Here is an 18,501-nt window from a genome sequence, read left to right on the forward strand (position 1 = left end):
CCGCGCCTCCTCCTGACGCTCCCGAGCCGCCCGCTCTTGCCGCGCCTTCTCCCGACGCCCCCGAGCCGCCCGCTCTTGCCGCGCCTTCTCCCGACGCCCCCGATCCGGCAGCTTCCACTCCTCCCGCGCCCGAGCCTCCGCCCGAGTTCCCCGCGCCCAAGCGAGCGAATCCCGCCTCCCGCGACTTCGCCGCGCCCGGGCCAGCCGCCCCGCGCGACCCGGCCACGTCCCGCGTGCGCTGCGGGTGCGCCCGTCCCGGCGCCGAGGTCCGGGTCACCGTCTCGGCCACGACCCTCCTCGGCCTGGACGACGCCCCGGCCGACCTGGAGGGCTACGGCCCGATCGACGCCGTCCGCGCCCGCGCCCTCGCGGCGGGTGGCGTGTGGCGGCGGGTCGTCACCGACCCGCGCACCGACCGGGTCCTCGACGTCGGGCGTGAGCGGTACCGGCCCACCGCGGCCCTGGCCGAGCTCGTCCGCACCCGCGATCGGACCTGCGCGTTCCCCGGCTGCACGGTGCCGGCCCGCCGCGCCGACCTGGACCACACGCGGGAGTACCACCCGCAGCCCGGCGCACCCCCGGACGCTCCCCTGGGTCGCACCGACGCGGACAACCTCGGCGCGCTGTGCCGCCGGCACCACCGGCTCAAGACCGACGGCGGGTTCCGGCTGCGCCAGATCGAACCGGGCCTGTTCGAGTGGATCACGCCCGCCGGCCACCGGTACCTCGTGCGCCCGGGCACCGGGCAGTCCCACGACGCCACCGTCGACCCCTACGACGCGCCCCCGCCGTTCTGACCGGAGTCCGCTTCGTCGGGCAGCCGTGCGCGGGCCGCCCGGAGCAGCGCCGCCACGTCGGCGTCGCGCGGCGGCTCGAAGTCGACGTACTCCAGCCCCACCGCCTGGAACCCCGAGGGCACCCGGAGGCACACGAGCTCGTCGGCCTCGCGCGCGAGCGCCGCCGCGGTGTCCGGCGGGCACACCGGGAGCGCCACGACCACCCGCTCGGGGGCGCGCCGGCGCAGCGCGGCCACCGCGGCGCGCACGGTCGACCCGGTCGCCGCCCCGTCGTCGACCACGACCACCGTCCTCCCGGTCACGGCCAGCGCGGGCAGGTCCCGGCGGAACGCGGCCTCCCGCCGCCGCAGCTCGGCGAGCTCCGCGGCCCGGACGCCGTCGAGCTCGGGTCCGCGCACCCGTGCCGCGCGCAGCACCGGGTCGTGCAGCACCTCCACGACCTCGCCGCCGAGCCCGGCGAGCGCGCCCATCGCGAGCTCCGGCTGCCGCGGCAGCCCCAGCTTCCTGACCACGAGCACATCGAGCGGAGCGCCCAGCGCCTCGGCGATCGGTGCCGCCACCGGCACGCCGCCGCGCGGCAGCGCCAGCACGACCGTGCGCGGTCGATCCGCGGAGGCCGCGAGCCGCCCGGCGAGCGCGGCTCCCGCCTGCGCCCGGTCCGCGAACGGCCTCGGACCTCGCATGATCCGACGCTACGCGCACCACGCGCGGGGACCCGGCCCGCTCACCGCCGCGTGACCGGACCGGGTCACCGCGGCATGACGGAGCCGCAGGTGAGGTCGAGGATCGCGCCGGTGATCGCGCCCGCCCGGTCGGACGCGGCGAAGACCGCGGCGTCGGCGACCTGCTGCAGCGTCGGCATCCGGCCGAGCGCGGTGCCGTCGGTCATGAACCGCTCCGCCTCGCGCGCGGCCCCGGTGCGCTCGCCCCACGTCTCCGGGAGCGCGTCCGGGCGCAGGCACACCACCCGCACCCCGTGCCGGCCGACCTCGCCCGCGAGCGACCGGGTCAGCTCCTCGACCGCCGCGCACGCCACCCCGAACCCGCCGGTGGCGTGGAACCGCCGGTCGCGGCCCGCCAGCGCCGCGGCCGACGTCGACAGCGTGAGGATCGCCCCGGAGCCGGCCTCGGTCATCCGGCGCGCTGCCGCCGTGGTGGTGCAGAACTGGGACCGCAGGCCGGTCATCGCCGGCAGCAGGAAGTCGTCGACCGGCATCTCCCGCAGGGGCGTGCCCTGCAGGTCGCCGCGCAGGCTGGTCGCGTTCAGGCTGACGTCGATGCGGCCGTGCTCGGCGACCACCGCGCCGACGTGCGCGTCCACGGCCTCGGCGTCCGCCGCGTCGACGACCGCGACCTCCGCGCGACCACCGGCCCCGCGGACGGCGTCGGCCACCGCGTCGAGCGGGTCGCGCCGCCGCCCGACCAGCACCACGTGCGCGCCCTCGCGCGCGAACGCCCGGGCGGTGGCCCCGCCGACGGCGCCGGCCGCCCCGTAGACGACCGCGATCCTGTCCTCGAGCAGCATGCCGACCCCCGACGTCACGGGCGGGGCCGCTCCGCTGCACCCCCGGCTGCCGGTCAGTCTGCCGCGACCGGCGGCGCGTTGCGTCCGCGCAGCGGGCCGCGGGCGGATAGATTGAATATGCTTGAACGGACGTCGACGGAGGTCACGCGTGGTGCTGTACCGGCAGGTCTACGACGCGCTGCGGGACCGCATCGAGGACGGCACCTACGACGTCGGGGCGCGGCTGCCCTCTGAGGCCGAGCTGTCCCAGAAGTACTCGGTCAGCGCCATCACCGTGAAGCGCGCGCTCGACCTGCTGCGCGCGGACGGGCTGATCGTGCGGCGCCCGCGGCTCGGGACGTTCGTGACCAGTGCGCGGGCCCGGGAGGCGCAGGCGCCCGGTGCGACGCCCGCCCGACCGTTGATCGGCTGCGTCGTGACCAACTTCGACGACACGTTCGGCAGCCGCGTGCTCGAGGGGCTCCTGGCCGGCGCGGGCGCGGACGACCACCTGGTGCTGATGCGGTCGTCGGGTGACGTCGACGTCGAGGACGCGAGCATCCGCTCCCTGCTGGAGGCCGGCGTCTCCGGGCTGGTGCTGCAGCCGTCGTCGTCGGAGTACATCCCGCCGGCCGCGCTGGAGCTCGTGACCCGGCGGTTCCCGCTGGTGATCCTGGACCGGGTCTACGACGGCATCCCGGTGTCGGCGGTGCGCTCGGACAACCTCGCGGGCGCGATCGCGGCGACGTCCCACCTGTTCGAGCTGGGGCACACCAGCGTCGGGTTCGTCAGCGCCGCGAGCCACGTCTCCACGAGCGAGGAGCGGCGCAACGGCTGGGTGCACGCGCACGCCGCGTTCCACCGCACCCTCGACAGCACGGCGGAGCTGCGGACGATCGGCTCGACGGTGCCGGGCAGCACCGTGTCGAAGGACGAGGACGTCGACCGGCTGGTGGAGTTCCTCGACGCCCACCCGCACGTGACCGGCTACCTGGCGGCGGAGTACAACATCGCGCTGCTGCTCCGGGAGGCGTGCCGGCGCCTCGGCCGCCGGGTCCCCGAGGACGTCTCGGTGGTGTGCTTCGACCACCCGGACGCGGCCTTCGACGACGGGCTGTTCCGGTTCACCCACGTCCGGCAGCAGCAGGCGGCACTGGGGGAGCGGGCGATCGACGGCGTGCGGCGGCAGCGGGACGACCCGCGGGCGGTCGAGAAGGTGGTGCTGCCCACCGAGCTCGTCCCGGGGGCGTCGACGGCGCCCCCGCCGGCGCGCTGAGCGGACCGGCGGGGGCGGGGCGTCAGCCCGCCGCGGCCACCCGGTCCGCCGCACCCGCGGACGCGGCGGGCACCGGGTAGCCGGCGTCGACCCGCCAGCGCTGCTCGAGCGCCATGATCGCGCTGAGCGCGGTGGAGTACGGGATGGGCTCGTCCGTCGGGCGGCTCCAGTCGTTGCCCGGCCGCAGGACGCCGTCGTGGACGCCGTGCTCGACGAGCGCGTCGGTGCCCGCGCGGACGAACTCCTCCAGCGCGACCCGGTCCGGTGACCCGGCCGGCAGGTGCGGCAGCAGCGTGCCGAGGTAGCGGTAGAACACGCCCTTGAACAGGCCCTCGTCGCCGCCGTCGCCCTCGTCGCGGAACACGACGCCGTCGCTCAGCTCGGCCACGGCCGTGCGGGCGGTGCGGGCGGCGCGGTCCAGCGCGGTCGCGTCGCCCGTGGCGTGCCACCACTCGACCAGGGCGCCGATGTAGAGGCCCTGGTTGTAGGTGAACCGCCACTGCACGTCCACCCGGCCGTCGCCCTCGCGGTTCACGCCGTCCTCGACGAAGCCGTCGGGGCCCACCAGCGTGCGCTCGAGCCAGGCGAGCGCCGTGCCGGCGTACTCCCGGAAGTCGCGGGTGCCCGCGGGCAGCGCGCGCTCGAGGCGGAGCCCGAGGATCACCAGCGGGCCGTTGGCCGGGGTGTTCTTGTAGGCGAGCTGCTGCTTGCGCCACGCCAGGCTCGCGCCCTGGTGGTCGTTCCAGCCGTGCTCGACCACGTGGCCCCAGATGGCGAGGGCGTCGTCGCGGTGCCGCGGGTCGCCGCCGGCGTCGTGCAGCCGCAGGAGCGCCAGGCCGAACCACAGCATGTCGTCGAAGTAGTCGTTGAACAGCGAGCCGCCGTTCCGCTCGACGATGTTCCGCGCGGTCTCGGCCGCGCGGTCCAGCCAGCGCGGGTCGCCGGTGCGCGCCCAGGCGTCGACGCGGGCGTCCACCACGTGCGCGAGCCACCAGTAGTTGAACGTCTCCGGGGTGCCGGTCCCCGTGGGGTGGCTGTTGTGCAGGTGCTGGGGCCAGGGGGCGCCGAACAGGTCGTCCAGGCTCTGCTGGGCGAGGTCGGCGAACCGGCCGGCGTCGGGGTGGTCGGTCGTCGTCATGCGGGTGTCCGTCCGGTCGTCGAGGGGGTGGGTGCCCGGCCCGCGCCGCCGGTGGGGGCGGCGCGGGCCGGTCGCGGTGCGCGGCGGTGTGCGGGCGCCGCGGTCAGCGGGCCGCGGCGAGCAGGGCGTCGCCCTGCTCCTGGGCCTGCTGCAGGGCCTGCTCGGCGGACAGCTCGCCGGCCATGAACTGCTCGAGCGCGGGCACCAGCGCCTTGCCCTCCACGTCCGAGAAGCCCTCGACGCTCGGGCGGACCTGCGCGTAGTCCATCGTCTCGATGAACGCCGCGTACCGCGGGTCCTCGGTGAAGAACGGGTCGTTCGCCGCCTCGACGTTCGCGGGGATCCAGCCCGAGATCTCGCCGAAGGCGACGCCGTTCTCCGGCTGGGTCGTCCACCAGCGCATGAACTCCCAGGCGCCCTCGGGGTTCTTCGCGCCCTCCGGGATGACGAGCCCGAAGCCGCCCATGTAGGCGCCGGGCCCGGCCGGCCCGCTCGGCGGCTGCACCACCGAGTACTCGAGCCCGTCGACCTGGTCGAGCGTGGCGAGCGCCCACGGCCCGTCGAGCTTCATGGCGACGGTGCTCTCGGCGAACGGGTCGGTGCCGTCGCCGAACCCGAGCTCGTACACGCCCTCGTCCATGAGCTCCTGCCAGAACGCCAGGACCTCCAGGCCCTCGGGGCTGTTGAACGCGGTCTCGGTCTCGTCGTCGTCCAGCAGGGACCCGCCGGCCTGGGTGAGGAACATGTTGAACAGGCCGGGGTCGCTGAGGTCGAGGCCCGCGCGCTGCAGCGTGCCGCCGTCCCGCTCGGTCAGCGCGACCGCCGCCGCCTTCAGCTCGTCCCACGTGGTCGGCGCGGCGACGCCCGCCTCGTCGAGCGCGGTCTGGTTCACCAGCAGCGAGCGGTTGTCGACCAGCAGCGGCAGGCCGTACAGGGAGCCGTCGACCTCCATCTCGCCGAGCGCCGGGGCGTAGAACGCGTCCAGGTCGACGTCGTCCGCCGCGACCATGTCGTCGATCGGCGCGAGGGCGCCCTTCGGGGCGTACAGCGACGTCTGGTACCGGTCCCACAGCACGACGTCGGGCACGGCGCCGCCGGCGAGCGCCGTCAGCAGCTTCTCCTCGACGAGGCCCTGGGAGACGTACTCGACCTCGTAGTCGTCCTGCGACGCGTTGAACGCGGCGGCCTGCTCCTCGAGCTGGGCGACCTGGTCGCCGGACCAGGACCCCCAGAACACGACCGGCTCGGGCCCGCCGCCGGCGTCCGACGAGCCGCCGCTGCTGGTGCCGCCGCCGCTGCCGCAGGCGGTGACGGCGAGCAGGGACGCGAGCGCCAGGGCGGCGCCGGTGGTGGTAGATCTCCTCATCGAGCTCTCCTCAGGGTGGGTCGGAGCGTGCGGGGGTCAGGGAGGTGGGGCTGGGAGGTCACTTGCTGCCGACGTGCGCGACGCCCTCGATGATCCAGCGCTGGGCGACCAGGAAGACCAGGAGCACGGGCAGGCTGGCGACCACGGTCCCGGCCATCAGCGGGCCGAACGCGGTCTCGTAGTCGTTCACGAACGACGACAGTCCGACCTGGACGGTCATCATCGACGGGTCGTTCAGCACGATCAGCGGCCACAGGAAGTTGTTCCAGCCGGCCTGGAACGACAGGATCCCGAGCACGGCCAGGCCGGCGCGGGCCAGCGGGAAGTACACCTGGACGAAGATGCGGAATTCGCTCGCACCGTCGATCCGGGCGGCCTCGCCGAGCTCGTCGGGCAGCGTCTCGAAGAACTGCTTCATGAAGAACACCGCGAACGCCCCGGCCGCCCCGGGCACGATCACCGCGGCGTAGGTGTTGAGCAGGCCGAGCCCGCCCTGGCCGAGCAGGTCGTTCCCGCCGGCCAGCGGGAAGTGCCGCAGGATCAGGAACGTCGGGATCATCGTGACGATCCCCGGGATCATCAGCGACGACAGGAACAGCGCGAACACCCCGGCGCGGCCACGGAACCGCAGCTTGGCCAGCGCGTACCCGCCCAGCCCGCCGAAGAACACGTTCGTCACCGCACCGCCGACGCCGAGCACGAGGGAGTTGACGAAGTACCGGCCGAACGGGACGTCCTGGAACACCCGCGCGAAGTTGTCCAGCGTGGGGTCGTCCGGGATGAGGGACAGCGCGCCGGACAGGATCTCCGTCGCGGGCTTGAACGCGGTGGCCAGGGTCCAGACGAGCGGCGCGACCATGACGACGGCGAGCACGGAGACCGCGACGTACCAGACCGCGGCACCGAGGCGCCGGCGCCGGGAGCGTGGCCGGGGACGGGAGGTCGGCGGGGTGGGCGCGGCAGCGGGGGCCGGGCGCGCGGCGACGGCGGTCATCGTGCCGCCACCGCGCTCGGCACCGCGGCGGGGACGCGGCGTCTGCGGACCCGTCCGCCGTCCCCGGGGCGGTTCAGCCGGGCGTTGATCAGCGAGAACACCAGGATGATGAGGAACAGGACGAACGACAGCGCCGAGGCGTAGCCCATCTCCAGCGAGCCGAAGCCCTTGTTGTAGATGTAGTAGACCATCGTCACCGTCGAGTTCCCGGGCCCGCCCTTGGTGAGGACGTAGGCCTGGTCGAACACCTGGAACGCCCCGATGATCAGCAGCGTCGAGACGAGGAAGGTCGTCCGGGTGAGCGACGGCAGCGTGACGTACCGGAACTGCTGCCACACGTTCGCGCCGTCGAGCCGCGCCGCCTCGTAGAGGTCGCCCGGCACGCCCTGGAGGCCGCCCAGGAATATGATCATGTTGGTCCCGAACCCGGCCCACACGCTCATGAGCACGATCGCGGTCATGGCCCACTGCGAGTCGTAGAGCCAGCGCGGCCCGTCGATCCCGAACCAGCCGAGTGCGACGTTGAGCAGGCCCTTCTGCGGGTTGAGCAGCCAGTACCAGATCGTCGCGGTGGCGACCGTGGACGAGACCACCGGGATGTAGAACAGCGTGCGGAACAGCCGCACGGCCCGGTACGACCGGTTGAGCAGCAGCGCCGTGCCCAGCGCCACAACCAGGCCGAGCGGCACGTACATGAGCGTGTAGCGGGCCGTGTTCCGCAGCGCCGTCCAGAAGAACGCGTCGTCCCAGATGCGGGCGTAGTTCTGCCAGCCGACCCAGGCGGTGTCGCCGATGATCGCGTAGTCGGTGAGGCTGATGACCGCGGCCATGCCCATCGGCAGCAGCATGAACACGACGAACAGCGCGAGCGGCACGGCGAGGAACCACCACCCGGCGCGACGCATCTGGCGCGCGGTGGGGCTGACCGGGCGGGGCGCGGGCGCCCGTCCGGTGCGCGCGGCCGGCGCCGTCGCGACCGCGCCGGTCACGAGGCGCTCCCCGCGGCCGCGCGCGGGGCGGGCGTCGGGCGCGCGGCGGTGCGCAGCCCGGCGACCTCCAGCACCAGCTCGCAGAACATCGCGTCGGCCCAGGAGAACCACGCGCGGGTGAACACGGCCGGGTCGTCCTTGTGGAACGACTCGTGGGTCGACCCCGTGCCGGCGTCCGTCGCCAGCAGCGTGTCGAGGAGCCGGGCGCGGTCCGCGTCGTCCGTGCTCGTGAGCCCTTCGAGCGCCAGCGCGATCGGCCAGATGTGGTCCGGCGGGGTGTGCGGGCTGCCGAGCCCGCGCGCCGCCGTGCCCTCGAGGTACGTGGGGTTGTCCGGGCTGAGCACGAACCGCCGCGTCGCCAGGTAGAGCGGGTCCTCCGGGGAGCACCAGCCGAGGTAGGGCAGCGACAGCAGGCTGGGGACGTTCGCGTCGTCCATCAGCAGGACACCGCCGAGCCCGTCGACCTCGTAGGCGTAGACGGCGCCGTGGCCCTCGACGTCGACGACGCCGTGCTCGGCGATCCCGCGCTCGAGGTCGGCGCGCAGCGCGCGGGCGTCGTCGGCCAGCGCCGGGTCGCCGAGGACCTCGTCCGCGGTCCGGGCGAGGTCCGCGAGCACCACGGACGCGAACGCGTTCCCCGGGACGAGGTACCCGTACCGGCACGCGTCGTCGCTGGGCCGGAACGCCGACCAGGACATGCCCGTGACCGCGGTGAGCGAACCGCGCCCGCCGCGGACGAGGGTGTCCGACGGCGGGCAGTCGTCCCGCTCGAACCGGTAGGGCGACCTCGCCTCGTGGTCCTGCTCGGTGCGCCAGAGCGCGATCGTCGTGCGCGCGGCCTCGCGGTACCGCTCGTCGAGGTGGTCGGTCCGGCCGGTCGCCCGGTGGATGTCGGCGGCGAGCTGCAGCGGCGCGCACAGCGAGTCGATCTCGTACTTGCGCTCCCAGACCCACGGCGACGAGTCGGTGCGGTCCCCCGCATGACCCGCGCCCGTCGGGCCGGCGTTGAAGGCGTTGGCGTACGGGTCGCGGGCGACCTGGTCCAGCTGCCGTCGGTTCACGGCCACGAGGAGGTCGGCGACCTCGGCGTGGTCGGCGGCGATGTGCAGGTAGGGCGCGAGCTGGGCGCTCGAGTCGCGCAACCACATCGCCGGGATGTCGCCGGTCACCACGAACGCCGTGCCGTCCGGCTGGGGCTGCACCGTGCGGCGCAGCGTGTCGCCGTAGGCGCCCTCGAACCTGCGGGCCGTCGTCGCGTCGGTACGCTCCCGGACTGCCGTACCGACCTCGCGGACGAGGTCCTCGATCCATCGAGCCACGTGCTCCTCCGTCGTCGTCGTCGTCGACCCGCCGCATCGTTGCGGCGAGAGTGAGCATGTTGAATATATGTGATGGGTCGACCGCGGCGCAACGGTCGGCATCGGCATCGGAAGACGACGGCGACCCGGCGCGCTCTCATGCGAAATCGCGCCCAGGGGTTGACGTCGACCTGATGCCAGCGACACGGTGGATTCAATATACGTAACGCTCGAGGAGGAGCACGTGCGTCCGAGACCCCGCCGTCGACCCGCCCTGCAGCTCGCCGCCGCTCTCGCGGTCGCAACCCCGTTGGCACTGGCGCCGACGGCTCCCGCACTCGCCCTCACCGAGGAGCAGGCGACCCGTGCGTTCGACGCCTTCGTCGACGTGTACTGGGACGCCGACGCGGAGTACTTCTTCACCTACAGCGACCACCAGGTCCACCCGGAGCACGCGCACGGCCCCGAGGGCGGGCTGTACACGGACTACTGGTGGGAGGCGCAGCTCTGGGAGATGGTGATGGACCGCTACGAGCGGACCGGTGACCCGGCCGCGCGGGCGATGATCGACGACGTCTACGACGGGTTCCGTGCGGCCTACCCGGACCCCCTGGCGAACGACTGGAACGACGACATCGGCTGGTGGGCGCTCGGCAGCGCGCGCGCCCACGAGCTCACCGGCGATCCGCGCTACCTCGCGGCGGCCGAGGAGCTGTTCGCGTTCGTCGTCGCCCACGAGGACGACACGTACGGAGGCGGCATCTGGTGGAAGAACGTCGACGTCGGCGACGGGACACGGAACCAGAAGAACGTCGCGACGAACGCGCCGGCGGTGGTGACGGCGATGCGGCTGCACGCCGCGACCGGCGACCCCGTCTACCGGGAGACCGCGGACCGGCTCTACGACTGGCTGGACGCGGGCTTCCACCGCGGCGGCCAGCTGCGCGACCACGTCGAGGGGGACGGCACCTACGTCGACTGGGACTGGACCTACAACCAGGGCAACTTCGCCGCCGCGGCGCTGGAGATGTACCTCGCCACGGGTGACGACGCCTACCTCGAGGACGCGACGGGCGCCGTGGACTGGGCGATCGCGAACCTCACGTCGTCCGGCACGTTCCTCCGGGAGGGGGTCGACGACGCTGGTGGGTTCAAGGCGGTGCTGACGCGCGCGATGCGCGCGCTGGTCGACGACGCGGGTCAGTCGCAGTACGAGGCAGTGCTCACCGCCAACGCCTCCCAGGCGGCACGGCAGGTCAACGCGCAGGGCGTCGGGGCTTACGACTGGACCGCGCCCGCGCCCGACCTGGGGGCGACCGCGATCCAGAGCCTCGCAGCGGCGGCGACGGTCGCGGTGCTCCAGCAGGCCGAGCCGGACGGCGGGACCGGGGTGGTCGTGGGCACCGGTGAGTACCAGGCCGAGAACGCCGAGCGGTCCGGGATGGGCTCGGAGAGCAGCGCGGCCGGCTACACCGGTCGGGGCTACCTGGCCGGGTGGGTGGACGACGGCAGCTCGGTGACGTTCCACGTGCACGTCGCGGAGCCGGGCGAGTACGCGCTCGCGTTCCGCTACGCCGCCGCGGCGGGCCCGGCTACCCGGTCCCTCGTCGTCGCCGGGCAGCGGACGTCCGTGAGCTTCCCCGGCACGAGCACCTGGGAGGACTGGCGCGACGCCACGGTCGAGGTGTCGCTGGCAGCCGGCCACAACGCGGTGGTGCTGGCGCTCGACGCCGCGGCGGGTGACGGGAACTATCTCAACCTGGACAGGCTGGTGGTGCCGCCGGGGGTGGACCCGGCGCCCGAGCCGGCGCCCGTGCCCGAGCCCGAGCCCGGTCCTGTCCCCGACGGGGACGTCACGGGGACGCCCGGGGACGCCGGTGCGGGGACCGGGCCCGGCGGGGACGGGACGGGAGCGGGCGGGGACGGCGGCACGGGCCGTGCAGGGGGCGAGCCGGGGACGCTCGCACGCACGGGCGCATCGGTGGCCTGGACGGCGCTGCTCGCGGCGACGCTCACCGCGGCCGGCGCCGCGCTGCGGCGCTCCGTCGCGCCGTCACGCCCGACGCGGGCTGCCTGACGCGCCCCGGCAGGTGTCCACCGCCGACATCGCCCCGACCCGGGCTCGCCGCGCCCGGGTCAGGGCAGCGGCGCCGGCTCGCCCAGGGTCGCCGTCGGGGCCGGCGAGGGCGCCGGGCCGTCCGTCGGGGTGATGGTGATCCGGATGCTGACCGAGGTCTGGTCGCCGAACTTCGCCGACGCGAACCCGGTCGCCGTGCCCAGGACCGCCCCGGCGACCAGCACGGTGCCGAGCACCAGCCTCGCCCACCGGCCCAGCAGCGGCGCCTCGCCCGCGGCCCCGGCAGCGGGGCCGCGGTCAGCCGAGGAGGAGCGCATCGTCGTGCCGCTCGCGGGCGGAGGGCCGGCGCTCGCCGGCGGCGCGGCGCGTCCGGCGGTCGTCGAGCAGGGACAGGACCTCGAGGGTCGCCAGCGCGGCGAGCGGCGGCACCAGCATGACGGCCCGCCCCTGCGCGGAGCCGGCCCAGTCGAGGACCCAGCCCCAGCGCGGGTAGACGTCGAGGATGATGCCGCGGACCTGGCTGAGCGGGGTGGCGTTCGGGTCGGGCTCGGCGTTGGCGTCGCCCTTGGTGTAGATGTACGGCCGGGTCAGCGCGTCGCCGGTCTCCGGGTCGTACGCCTGCACCATCCGCCCGGTCGCGGCGTCCTGCTGCAGGACCGGCAGGTTGCGCAGGGCGACGATCCGGTGGGTGACGAGCTGGTCGCCGCCGGCCGGCCAGAACGTGGCGACCTGCCCGACCCGCAGCTGTGAGGGGTCGTCGATCCGCCGCATGACGACGGCGTCGCCGGCGTCGAACGAGCCCTGCTCGGGGCCGGACATCGAGCCGGACGTGACGATGAGCAGCCGCTGGCCGTTGGCCTGGAACCATAGCGGCACGGCGACCGAGGTGGCGTAGGCGAGGCCGCAGGCGACGATGACGGTCCACAGGGCCGTGCGCAGCACGCGGCGGCCGCGCGTCGGCGCGGTGGCGTGCCGGGGCCGCTCCGGGTGGGGTGCCCGGCGCTCGACCGTGGGGGCCGGCCTCCTGCTCATCAGCGTCTCAGCGCCCGTCCTCAGCGGTGCGGGTCGGTGGGGTCCTGCTCGGCGAGGAACGTCAGCTGCAGGTCCGCGCTGGCGTTCTGGTACTGGTTGCCGAGCTCGGTCGGGACCGAGATGCGCGCGCACAGGTCCTCGGCCGCGCCGGAGAACAGGGAGCGGTCGCCCGCGACGATCGGGGTCGCGGTGCCGGCGAGACCCGGGCCGGACGTGCCGATCGCGGTCGCGCCCGCGAGGCCGGCCTCGGTGCACTGCGCCGCCGGGACCGCGAACAGGTCCAGCGTCAGCGTGCCCGCGAGCCCGCTGGCGTCGCTGGTGGCGGCGTACTGCACGCCGTAGACCAGCGCGAGGGAGCCGGCGTTGGTGACGGTGACCGGGCTGTAGATCTCGTCGCCGGGCGCGAGGTTCCCCGGGGGGAGCGTGAACGCGGCGTCCTCGCCGGCCTCGATGTCGACGGAGCCCGTGATGATCCCGGAGCGGCCGGTCTCGTCGTTGTCCGTGAAGATCGCCGACGTCACGAGCGAGGTCATGCCGAGACCCGCCAGGCCCAGGATCCCCACGGTCGCGATCAGACGCTTGCGGCGGGCCGGGTCACGGCGCGGTGCCGGGGGCTCGATCATCTCGCGGAGCAGCTCGTCCATCCGGGTGGTCATCCTCACGGGTGATCGGAAAGGGGGGTTACCAGGGCTTATCGGACAGATGGTGACGCACCTTGAGGCGTTCTGCCCGATTCCCGAGTGAATTCACGTGACGGCGTGTCGCGACGCCGGGTCACGGGGCAGGTCCTCGGCCCGGAGCTGGTCCGGCGGGACGGCGCGGGAGTACAGCCAGCCCTGCGCCTGGTCGACGGTGAGCCGGCGCAGCAGCTCGGCGGTCCCGGTGTCCTCGACACCCTCCGCGACCACCTGCAGCCCGAACGAGTGGGCGAGGTCGACCATCGCCTTGACGATGACCTCGGAGCCCTCCCGCCCGGCGGTGGACAGGTCGGACACGAAGAGCCGGTCGATCTTGAGCCCGTGCACGGGCAGGTCCCGCAGCTGGGAGATGGAGGTGTTGCCGATGCCGAAGTCGTCGATCGACACCCGCACGCCGGCGTCGCCGAGCCGCTGCAGCACGGGGACGACGCGCGAGGGGTCGCTGACCAGCGCGGTCTCGGTGATCTCGACCTCGAGCAGCTCGGCGGGGACGTCGTGCCGCGCCAGCAGGTCCTCGATGACCTCGACGACGGCCTGCGACGTGACGTCGTGCGCGGACAGGTTGACCGCGACCGGCACGGGGTCGCCCTGGGCGCGCCACACCGCCAGCTGCGCGACGCACACCCGCAGGGCGTACCGGGTGAGGTCGTGGATGAGCCCGGACTGCTCGGCGAGCGGCACGAAGAGGTCGGGCGGCAGCATCCCGCGGGTGGGGTGCCGCCAGCGCATGAGCGCCTCGAGGCCGACGGTGCGGCCGGTGCGCAGGTCGATCTTGGGCTGGTAGTGCAGCTCCAGCTCGTCGTCGACGCCGAGCGCGCGGTGCAGGTCGCCGAGCAGGACGAGCCGGGCGGGGGAGGAGTCGTCCTCCTCCGGGGAGTACACCGAGACGCCGAGCCGGTGCGTCTTCGCGGTGTACATGGCGACGTCGGCCATCCGCATGAGCGACGACGCGTCCTCGGCGTGGTCGGGCAGGCAGGCGACGCCGATCGAGGTGTCCACGTGCAGCGCGAGCTCGCCGAGCATGAACGGCGGCACGAACAGCTGCCGCACCCGGCGGGCCGCGGCGTCCGCGTCGGCGACGGACCGGACGTCGGTCAGCACGATGGCGAACTCGTCGCCGCCGAGCCGCGCCACCATGTCGTCCTCGCGCAGCGCGCCGCGCAGCCGCTGCGCGACCTGCTCGAGCAGCTCGTCGCCGCGGTCGTGGCCGAGCGAGTCGTTGATGTCCTTGAACCGGTCGACGTCGAGCAGCGCGAGGCCGACGATCGTGCCGCCGGCCTCGGCCTCCGCGATCGCGCGCTCGAGCTTGTCGCCCAGCATGCGGCGGTTGGGCAGCCCGGTGAGGGAGTCGAGCAGCGCGAGCCGTGCGTTCTCCAGGGCGGAGGACTGCAGGCGGCGCGAGGCGTTCCACACCGTGCGGAACAGCAGCAGCCAGAGCAGCACCAGGCCGCCGGCGACGACGAGGGTCACGGTGCGGGTCGCGCTGGTGACGGCGTCGGTCGTGCCCTGGTAGTCGAGCATCACCTCCGCGGCCCCGACGACCTGGCCGCCGTGCTGCACGGGCACGTACACGTCGAGCAGGGTCGACTCCGAGCCGCCGAACTCCTCGCCGCTGACGACGGTGACGACCTCCGCGTCGGGCTCGCGCTGCCGGGTGGCGGCGTCGAGCCGGTCGCCGTCGGGGAAGCCGGTGGCGTCGGCCGCGGAGTCGTAGAGCAGGGTCGAGTCGACCGTCCACAGCCGCAGCCGGCGCAGCTCGCGGAAGCCGGCCACCTGCTCGGTGACGGCCGCGGTCTGCTCGGGCGGCAGCACGCCGATCGTGAACGCCTCCTCGGGGACCGAGGCGGTCGCGTACGACTCGATGCTCCGGGCCAGCGCGATGCCGTCGCGCTGCGCCTGGTCGCGCATGACGTTCCCGGTGACCCAGACCAGGGCGACGCCGAGGGCGAGCATGGCGACGACACTGACGACGGCGAAGTACCGGGTCAGGGGCCAGCGCCGGGTGCGGGTGGGCAGCTCAGCCTCGGGTGCTCGGAGGGAGTCGGTCGCCACGGGTCGGACGGCCTGCGCCCCGAGAGTAGGGTCCCGGTGCCGGATATGGCGAGAAGATCCGGTTGTGGCGTTTCGCCGGATTTGCCGGATCGAAGCACCAGCGGGTGAAGAAGGCCGCGACACGGCCTCGCACCCGTTCGGCTCACGTCGTCGCGCTCACCTGCGGGGTAACGTCCGATCCGCCCGCGCCCGGGCGCCCCCGACCCCCTGGATGGACCCACCCGCATGCACGAGCTCGCGCTCTGCTCCGTCGAGCACGACGGCGTCGCCGTCCTCAGCGGCTACGTCCGCACGTTCGAGGACGGCGTGCTCTGGGCGGGCTTCGAGGGCATCGTGCGCGGCGTGTCCGAGGGCGACGTCCTCCTGCTCCGGGTGCTCGACGACGCGCGCGGCGAGTGCGTCTACCAGGGCGAGGTCGGGCGGATCACGGCGGACACGGTCGGGTTCGTCGGGGTGGAGCTGCTGTCGACGCTGCAGAAGCGCGCGGTCGCGCGGGTCGCGGTGCACGTCGAGGTCCAGGGGTTCGCGCGGCTCGCGGCGGTGCCGGGCGAGGACGGGGGCGCCGGCGCGGACGCCCTCGAGCCCGCCGGCCCGGCCGACGACGCCGAGGAGGTGCCGTTCGTCTTCACCGTCCTCGACGTCTCCGCGCACGGGATGCGTATGATGAGCCAGTCCGAGCTGCCTGTCGGCAGCTCGGTGAGGTTCGTCTTCCCCGAGCTGTCCGCCGCGTTCTGGCTGCAGGCGGTCGTCGTCCGTGCCCAGCCCTCGCGCTCCGGGACGCACTACGGCTGCCGGTTCGTGGAGACCTCCGACCGGGAGACGGACGAGCTGTTCTCCTACGTCCTGCGCACGCAGGGCGCCCTGCGCCGCCAGCAGAAGCTCGCCTGACCGAGCCGCCGGCGCCGGTCGCCGCCCCGCGCGCAGCGGCCGCGGACCCCCGACCACCGCCGGAAAGGCGCCCCTTCATGCCTCGCTTCACCGACTTCGGTGTGCCCGCCTCCCTCGCGCAGTCCCTCGCGCAGCGCGGGATCACCGACCCCTTCCCCATCCAGACGGCCACGCTGCCCGACACGCTCGCCGGGCGCGACGTGCTCGGCCGCGGCCGCACCGGCTCCGGCAAGACGCTCGCGTTCTCGCTGCCGGTCGTGACCCGCCTCGCCGACTCGAAGGCCCAGCGCGCCAAGGCCCGCCCGCGCGCGCTGATCCTCGCGCCGACCCGCGAGCTCGCCACCCAGATCCACGCCACGATCGAGCCGCTCGCGGCGACCGCCGGCCTGTCGTCGACCACCGTGTTCGGCGGCGTCGCGCAGAGCCGCCAGGTCAGCGCGCTCAACGCGGGCATCGACGTGCTCGTCGCCTGCCCCGGCCGGCTCGAGGACCTCATCAAGCAGGGCCTGTGCTCGCTCGACGCGGTGGAGATCACCGTCCTCGACGAGGCGGACCACATGGCCGACCTCGGCTTCCTGCCCGTCGTGAAGCGGCTGCTCGACAGGACCCCGCGCGGCGGCCAGCGCCTGCTGTTCTCGGCGACGCTGGACAACGGCGTGGACACGCTGGTCAAGCGGTACCTGGACCGGCCGACGACGCACTCGGTCGACCCCGAGGTCGCGCCGGTGTCGACCATGACGCACCACGTGCTGGCGGTCGCCGACGCGGACGCGAAGAAGGAGGTCGTCCGCGAGCTCGCCTCCGGCACCGGCCGCCGCGTCCTGTTCACCCGGACCAAGCACCAGGCCAAGAAGCTCGCCAAGCAGCTCACCCAGGACGGCATCCCCGCCGTGGACCTGCAGGGCAACCTCGGGCAGGGCGCGCGCGAGCGGAACCTCGCGGCGTTCACCTCGGGCGAGGTGAAGGTCCTGGTCGCGACCGACATCGCCGCGCGCGGTATCCACGTCGACGACGTCGAGCTCGTCGTGCACGTCGACCCGCCGGCCGAGCACAAGGCGTACCTGCACCGCTCCGGCCGCACGGCCCGCGCCGGCTCCGGCGGCGACGTCGTCACCGTGCAGCTGCCGGAGCAGGCCGGCGACGTCCGCGACCTGACCCGCAAGGCGAAGATCACCGTCACGCCGCAGCGCGTCGCGCCGGGCTCGCCCGTGATCGCGGCGCTGGTCGGCGAGGTGGCGGCGCCCGTCGCGCCCGCCCCGGCCCCGGCGCCGCAGCAGCAGCGGACCGCGAAGCCGCGCACCGGCGGGGCGCAGGGCCAGCAGGGCGGCGGCGGTCGCGGCCGCCGCGGCGGCGGCACGGGCTCCCGCCCGGCCGAGGCGGGCCAGCGCCCGGCGCGGTCCGGCGCCGCCCCGGCGCGCTCCGGCTCCGCCCCCGCGGGCGGCGGCCGCCCGGCGCGCCAGGGCGGCGGGTCCTCCGCGCCCGCCCAGGGCGGCGGCCGCGGCCGGTCGGCCGGCGGGCGCTCCGTCCCCGTGCTCGGCGGCTCCATGGTCGCGTGGACCTCGGGCGGCGACGCGCCGTCCGCCTCCGTCGGCGCCCGGACCGGTGCCCCCGCGGGCGCGCGGTCCGGCGGCGCGGGCCGTCCGCGCGGCGCGGGTCAGGGCGCCGGCGGCGAGGGCCAGGGCGGCCGGCGTCGCCGGGGCGGCCGCGGTGGCCGCGGCGGCCCGCAGCAGTAGCCGACGCCCCACCTGCTCGACACGCCCCGACCCGCGACCGGCGCCCCCGGTCGCGGGTCGTCGCGCGTCCGGGCACGGTCGTGGAACACCGCGCCCCGCCTCGGTGTTCTGCCTCGCGGCGGACCAGCCCCGGCCGCACCGGGCGGGGCGTCCGCGATGGGCGAGAGGAGTGCCGCGATGGCGGACCAGAGGACCTACGAGGTCACCAAGGACGACGCGCAGTGGCGGGTCGAGCTCAACCCGGCCGAGTTCCAGGTGCTGCGCCTGGCCGGGACGGAGCGCCCGTGGACCGGCGAGCTGCTCGACGAGGACCGCGAGGGCGTCTACAGCTGTCGCGCGTGCGGGAACGAGCTGTTCCGCTCGGAGACCAAGTTCGACTCCCACTGCGGGTGGCCGAGCTTCTTCTCCCCGCTGGCCGGCGACAAGGTCGAGCTGATCGAGGACCGCAGCCTCGGCATGGTCCGCACGGAGGTCCGGTGCGCGCGCTGCGGGTCGCACCTGGGGCACGTCTTCGACGACGCGCCGCAGACCCCGACGGGCGACAGGTTCTGCATGAATTCCGTGAGCCTGACCTTCCAGCCGAAGTAGGCTGACCCCCGTGTGGGGGAGGGGAGCGCGGATGCTTCAGGGAAAGCGGTCTGATGCCGATATCCCGGACG

At 74.6% G+C, this 18,501-nt stretch carries 17 protein-coding genes; 6 read left to right on the top strand and 11 right to left on the bottom strand.

The annotated features are described in order from the left end of the window. The first annotated feature begins 233 nt into the window (after positions 1-233). Entirely contained in the window at positions 234-797 is a 564-nt protein-coding gene (locus Cpa01nite_RS14260) for an HNH endonuclease signature motif containing protein (protein ID WP_239068796.1), read from the top strand. On the opposite strand, the gene Cpa01nite_RS14265 is transcribed toward Cpa01nite_RS14260, so the two are convergent. Both Cpa01nite_RS14265 and Cpa01nite_RS14270 read right to left on the bottom strand, forming a co-directional pair. Next, positions 773-1,480 carry a phosphoribosyltransferase gene (locus Cpa01nite_RS14265; RefSeq protein WP_203669424.1) on the bottom strand — a complete coding sequence of 236 codons (708 nt, stop codon included), beginning with the start codon at positions 1,478-1,480 and terminating at the stop codon, positions 773-775. The genes Cpa01nite_RS14260 and Cpa01nite_RS14265 overlap by 25 nt on opposite strands. 65 nt (positions 1,481-1,545) lie before the next feature. Continuing rightward, positions 1,546-2,340: an SDR family NAD(P)-dependent oxidoreductase gene (locus Cpa01nite_RS14270; RefSeq protein ID WP_203669425.1), complete on the bottom strand. Its 795-nt coding sequence runs from the start codon at positions 2,338-2,340 to the stop codon at positions 1,546-1,548. A gap of 130 nt (positions 2,341-2,470) precedes the next feature. Between Cpa01nite_RS14270 and Cpa01nite_RS14275 the strand changes: the two genes are divergently transcribed. Beyond that, entirely contained in the window at positions 2,471-3,577 is a 1,107-nt protein-coding gene (locus Cpa01nite_RS14275) for a GntR family transcriptional regulator (protein ID WP_203669426.1), read from the top strand. Between the two features lie 22 nt (positions 3,578-3,599). Here Cpa01nite_RS14275 and Cpa01nite_RS14280 read toward each other — a convergent pair whose 3' ends face one another. From Cpa01nite_RS14280 to Cpa01nite_RS14300, 5 genes are all read right to left on the bottom strand, one after another. Beyond that, the gene (locus Cpa01nite_RS14280) at positions 3,600-4,715 is read right to left on the bottom strand and encodes a glycoside hydrolase family 76 protein (protein ID WP_203669427.1); all 1,116 of its coding nucleotides are present in this window, start codon (positions 4,713-4,715) and stop codon (positions 3,600-3,602) included. A 103-nt stretch (positions 4,716-4,818) separates the two neighbouring features. Continuing rightward, positions 4,819-6,081 (bottom strand): ABC transporter substrate-binding protein, encoded by a 1,263-nt coding sequence (locus Cpa01nite_RS14285; protein WP_203669428.1) that lies wholly within the window; start codon positions 6,079-6,081, stop codon positions 4,819-4,821. Positions 6,082-6,139: 58 nt separating this feature from the next. After that, positions 6,140-7,075, bottom strand: a complete 936-nt coding sequence (locus Cpa01nite_RS14290; protein ID WP_203669429.1) for a carbohydrate ABC transporter permease — start codon at positions 7,073-7,075, stop codon at positions 6,140-6,142. Further along, entirely contained in the window at positions 7,072-8,064 is a 993-nt protein-coding gene (locus Cpa01nite_RS14295; RefSeq protein WP_239068797.1) for a carbohydrate ABC transporter permease, read from the bottom strand. Before Cpa01nite_RS14295 ends, Cpa01nite_RS14290 begins: the two co-directional genes overlap by 4 nt. Further along, entirely contained in the window at positions 8,061-9,383 is a 1,323-nt protein-coding gene (locus tag Cpa01nite_RS14300) for a glycoside hydrolase family 125 protein (RefSeq protein WP_239068798.1), read from the bottom strand. The genes Cpa01nite_RS14295 and Cpa01nite_RS14300 overlap by 4 nt, the downstream gene beginning before the upstream one ends. Before the next feature lie 223 nt (positions 9,384-9,606). Here Cpa01nite_RS14300 and Cpa01nite_RS14305 point away from each other — a divergent pair, with 223 nt between their 5' ends. Further along, positions 9,607-11,439 carry a glycoside hydrolase family 76 protein gene (locus Cpa01nite_RS14305; protein ID WP_203669430.1) on the top strand — a complete coding sequence of 611 codons (1,833 nt, stop codon included), beginning with the start codon at positions 9,607-9,609 and terminating at the stop codon, positions 11,437-11,439. A 59-nt stretch (positions 11,440-11,498) separates the two neighbouring features. On the opposite strand, the gene Cpa01nite_RS14310 is transcribed toward Cpa01nite_RS14305, so the two are convergent. From Cpa01nite_RS14310 to Cpa01nite_RS14325, 4 genes are all read right to left on the bottom strand, one after another. After that, entirely contained in the window at positions 11,499-11,756 is a 258-nt protein-coding gene (locus tag Cpa01nite_RS14310; protein ID WP_203669431.1) for a hypothetical protein, read from the bottom strand. After that, on the bottom strand, positions 11,737-12,471 hold the full coding sequence (locus Cpa01nite_RS14315) for a S24/S26 family peptidase (protein WP_239068799.1): 735 nt from the start codon (positions 12,469-12,471) through the stop codon (positions 11,737-11,739). Before Cpa01nite_RS14315 ends, Cpa01nite_RS14310 begins: the two co-directional genes overlap by 20 nt. Before the next feature lie 20 nt (positions 12,472-12,491). Then, complete coding sequence (locus tag Cpa01nite_RS14320; protein ID WP_203669432.1) at positions 12,492-13,133, bottom strand: hypothetical protein; 642 nt, start codon at positions 13,131-13,133, stop codon at positions 12,492-12,494. 84 nt (positions 13,134-13,217) lie between these two features. Beyond that, positions 13,218-15,221, bottom strand: coding sequence for a putative bifunctional diguanylate cyclase/phosphodiesterase (locus Cpa01nite_RS14325; protein ID WP_239068800.1), 2,004 nt, complete (start codon positions 15,219-15,221; stop codon positions 13,218-13,220). 225 nt (positions 15,222-15,446) lie between these two features. Between Cpa01nite_RS14325 and Cpa01nite_RS14330 the strand changes: the two genes are divergently transcribed. The 3 genes from Cpa01nite_RS14330 (at position 15,447) to msrB (ending at position 18,430) form a co-directional block, all read left to right on the top strand. Then, positions 15,447-16,109 carry a PilZ domain-containing protein gene (locus Cpa01nite_RS14330; protein ID WP_203669433.1) on the top strand — a complete coding sequence of 221 codons (663 nt, stop codon included), beginning with the start codon at positions 15,447-15,449 and terminating at the stop codon, positions 16,107-16,109. A gap of 77 nt (positions 16,110-16,186) precedes the next feature. After that, entirely contained in the window at positions 16,187-17,842 is a 1,656-nt protein-coding gene (locus Cpa01nite_RS14335; RefSeq protein ID WP_203669434.1) for a DEAD/DEAH box helicase, read from the top strand. A 177-nt stretch (positions 17,843-18,019) separates the two neighbouring features. After that, positions 18,020-18,430, top strand: coding sequence for a peptide-methionine (R)-S-oxide reductase MsrB (msrB, locus tag Cpa01nite_RS14340; protein WP_203669435.1), 411 nt, complete (start codon positions 18,020-18,022; stop codon positions 18,428-18,430). The last annotated feature ends 71 nt before the right edge of the window (positions 18,431-18,501 follow it).

The organism is Cellulomonas pakistanensis, from assembly GCF_016862755.1.
Lineage (GTDB): Bacteria > Actinomycetota > Actinomycetes > Actinomycetales > Cellulomonadaceae > Cellulomonas > Cellulomonas pakistanensis.

Excerpts from the sequence above, each read along its gene's own strand:
- Cpa01nite_RS14265 (WP_203669424.1), bottom strand. The coding sequence starts at position 1,480 with ATGCGAGGTCCGAGGCCGTTCGCGGACCGGGCGCAGGCGGGAGCCGCG.
- Cpa01nite_RS14280 (WP_203669427.1), bottom strand. The coding sequence starts at position 4,715 with ATGACGACGACCGACCACCCCGACGCCGGCCGGTTCGCCGACCTCGCC.
- Cpa01nite_RS14285 (WP_203669428.1), bottom strand. The coding sequence starts at position 6,081 with ATGAGGAGATCTACCACCACCGGCGCCGCCCTGGCGCTCGCGTCCCTG.
- Cpa01nite_RS14290 (WP_203669429.1), bottom strand. The coding sequence starts at position 7,075 with ATGACCGCCGTCGCCGCGCGCCCGGCCCCCGCTGCCGCGCCCACCCCG.
- Cpa01nite_RS14310 (WP_203669431.1), bottom strand. The coding sequence starts at position 11,756 with ATGCGCTCCTCCTCGGCTGACCGCGGCCCCGCTGCCGGGGCCGCGGGC.
- Cpa01nite_RS14315 (WP_239068799.1), bottom strand. The coding sequence starts at position 12,471 with ATGAGCAGGAGGCCGGCCCCCACGGTCGAGCGCCGGGCACCCCACCCG.
- Cpa01nite_RS14330 (WP_203669433.1), top strand. The coding sequence starts at position 15,447 with ATGCACGAGCTCGCGCTCTGCTCCGTCGAGCACGACGGCGTCGCCGTC.
- Cpa01nite_RS14335 (WP_203669434.1), top strand. The coding sequence starts at position 16,187 with ATGCCTCGCTTCACCGACTTCGGTGTGCCCGCCTCCCTCGCGCAGTCC.
- msrB (WP_203669435.1), top strand. The coding sequence starts at position 18,020 with ATGGCGGACCAGAGGACCTACGAGGTCACCAAGGACGACGCGCAGTGG.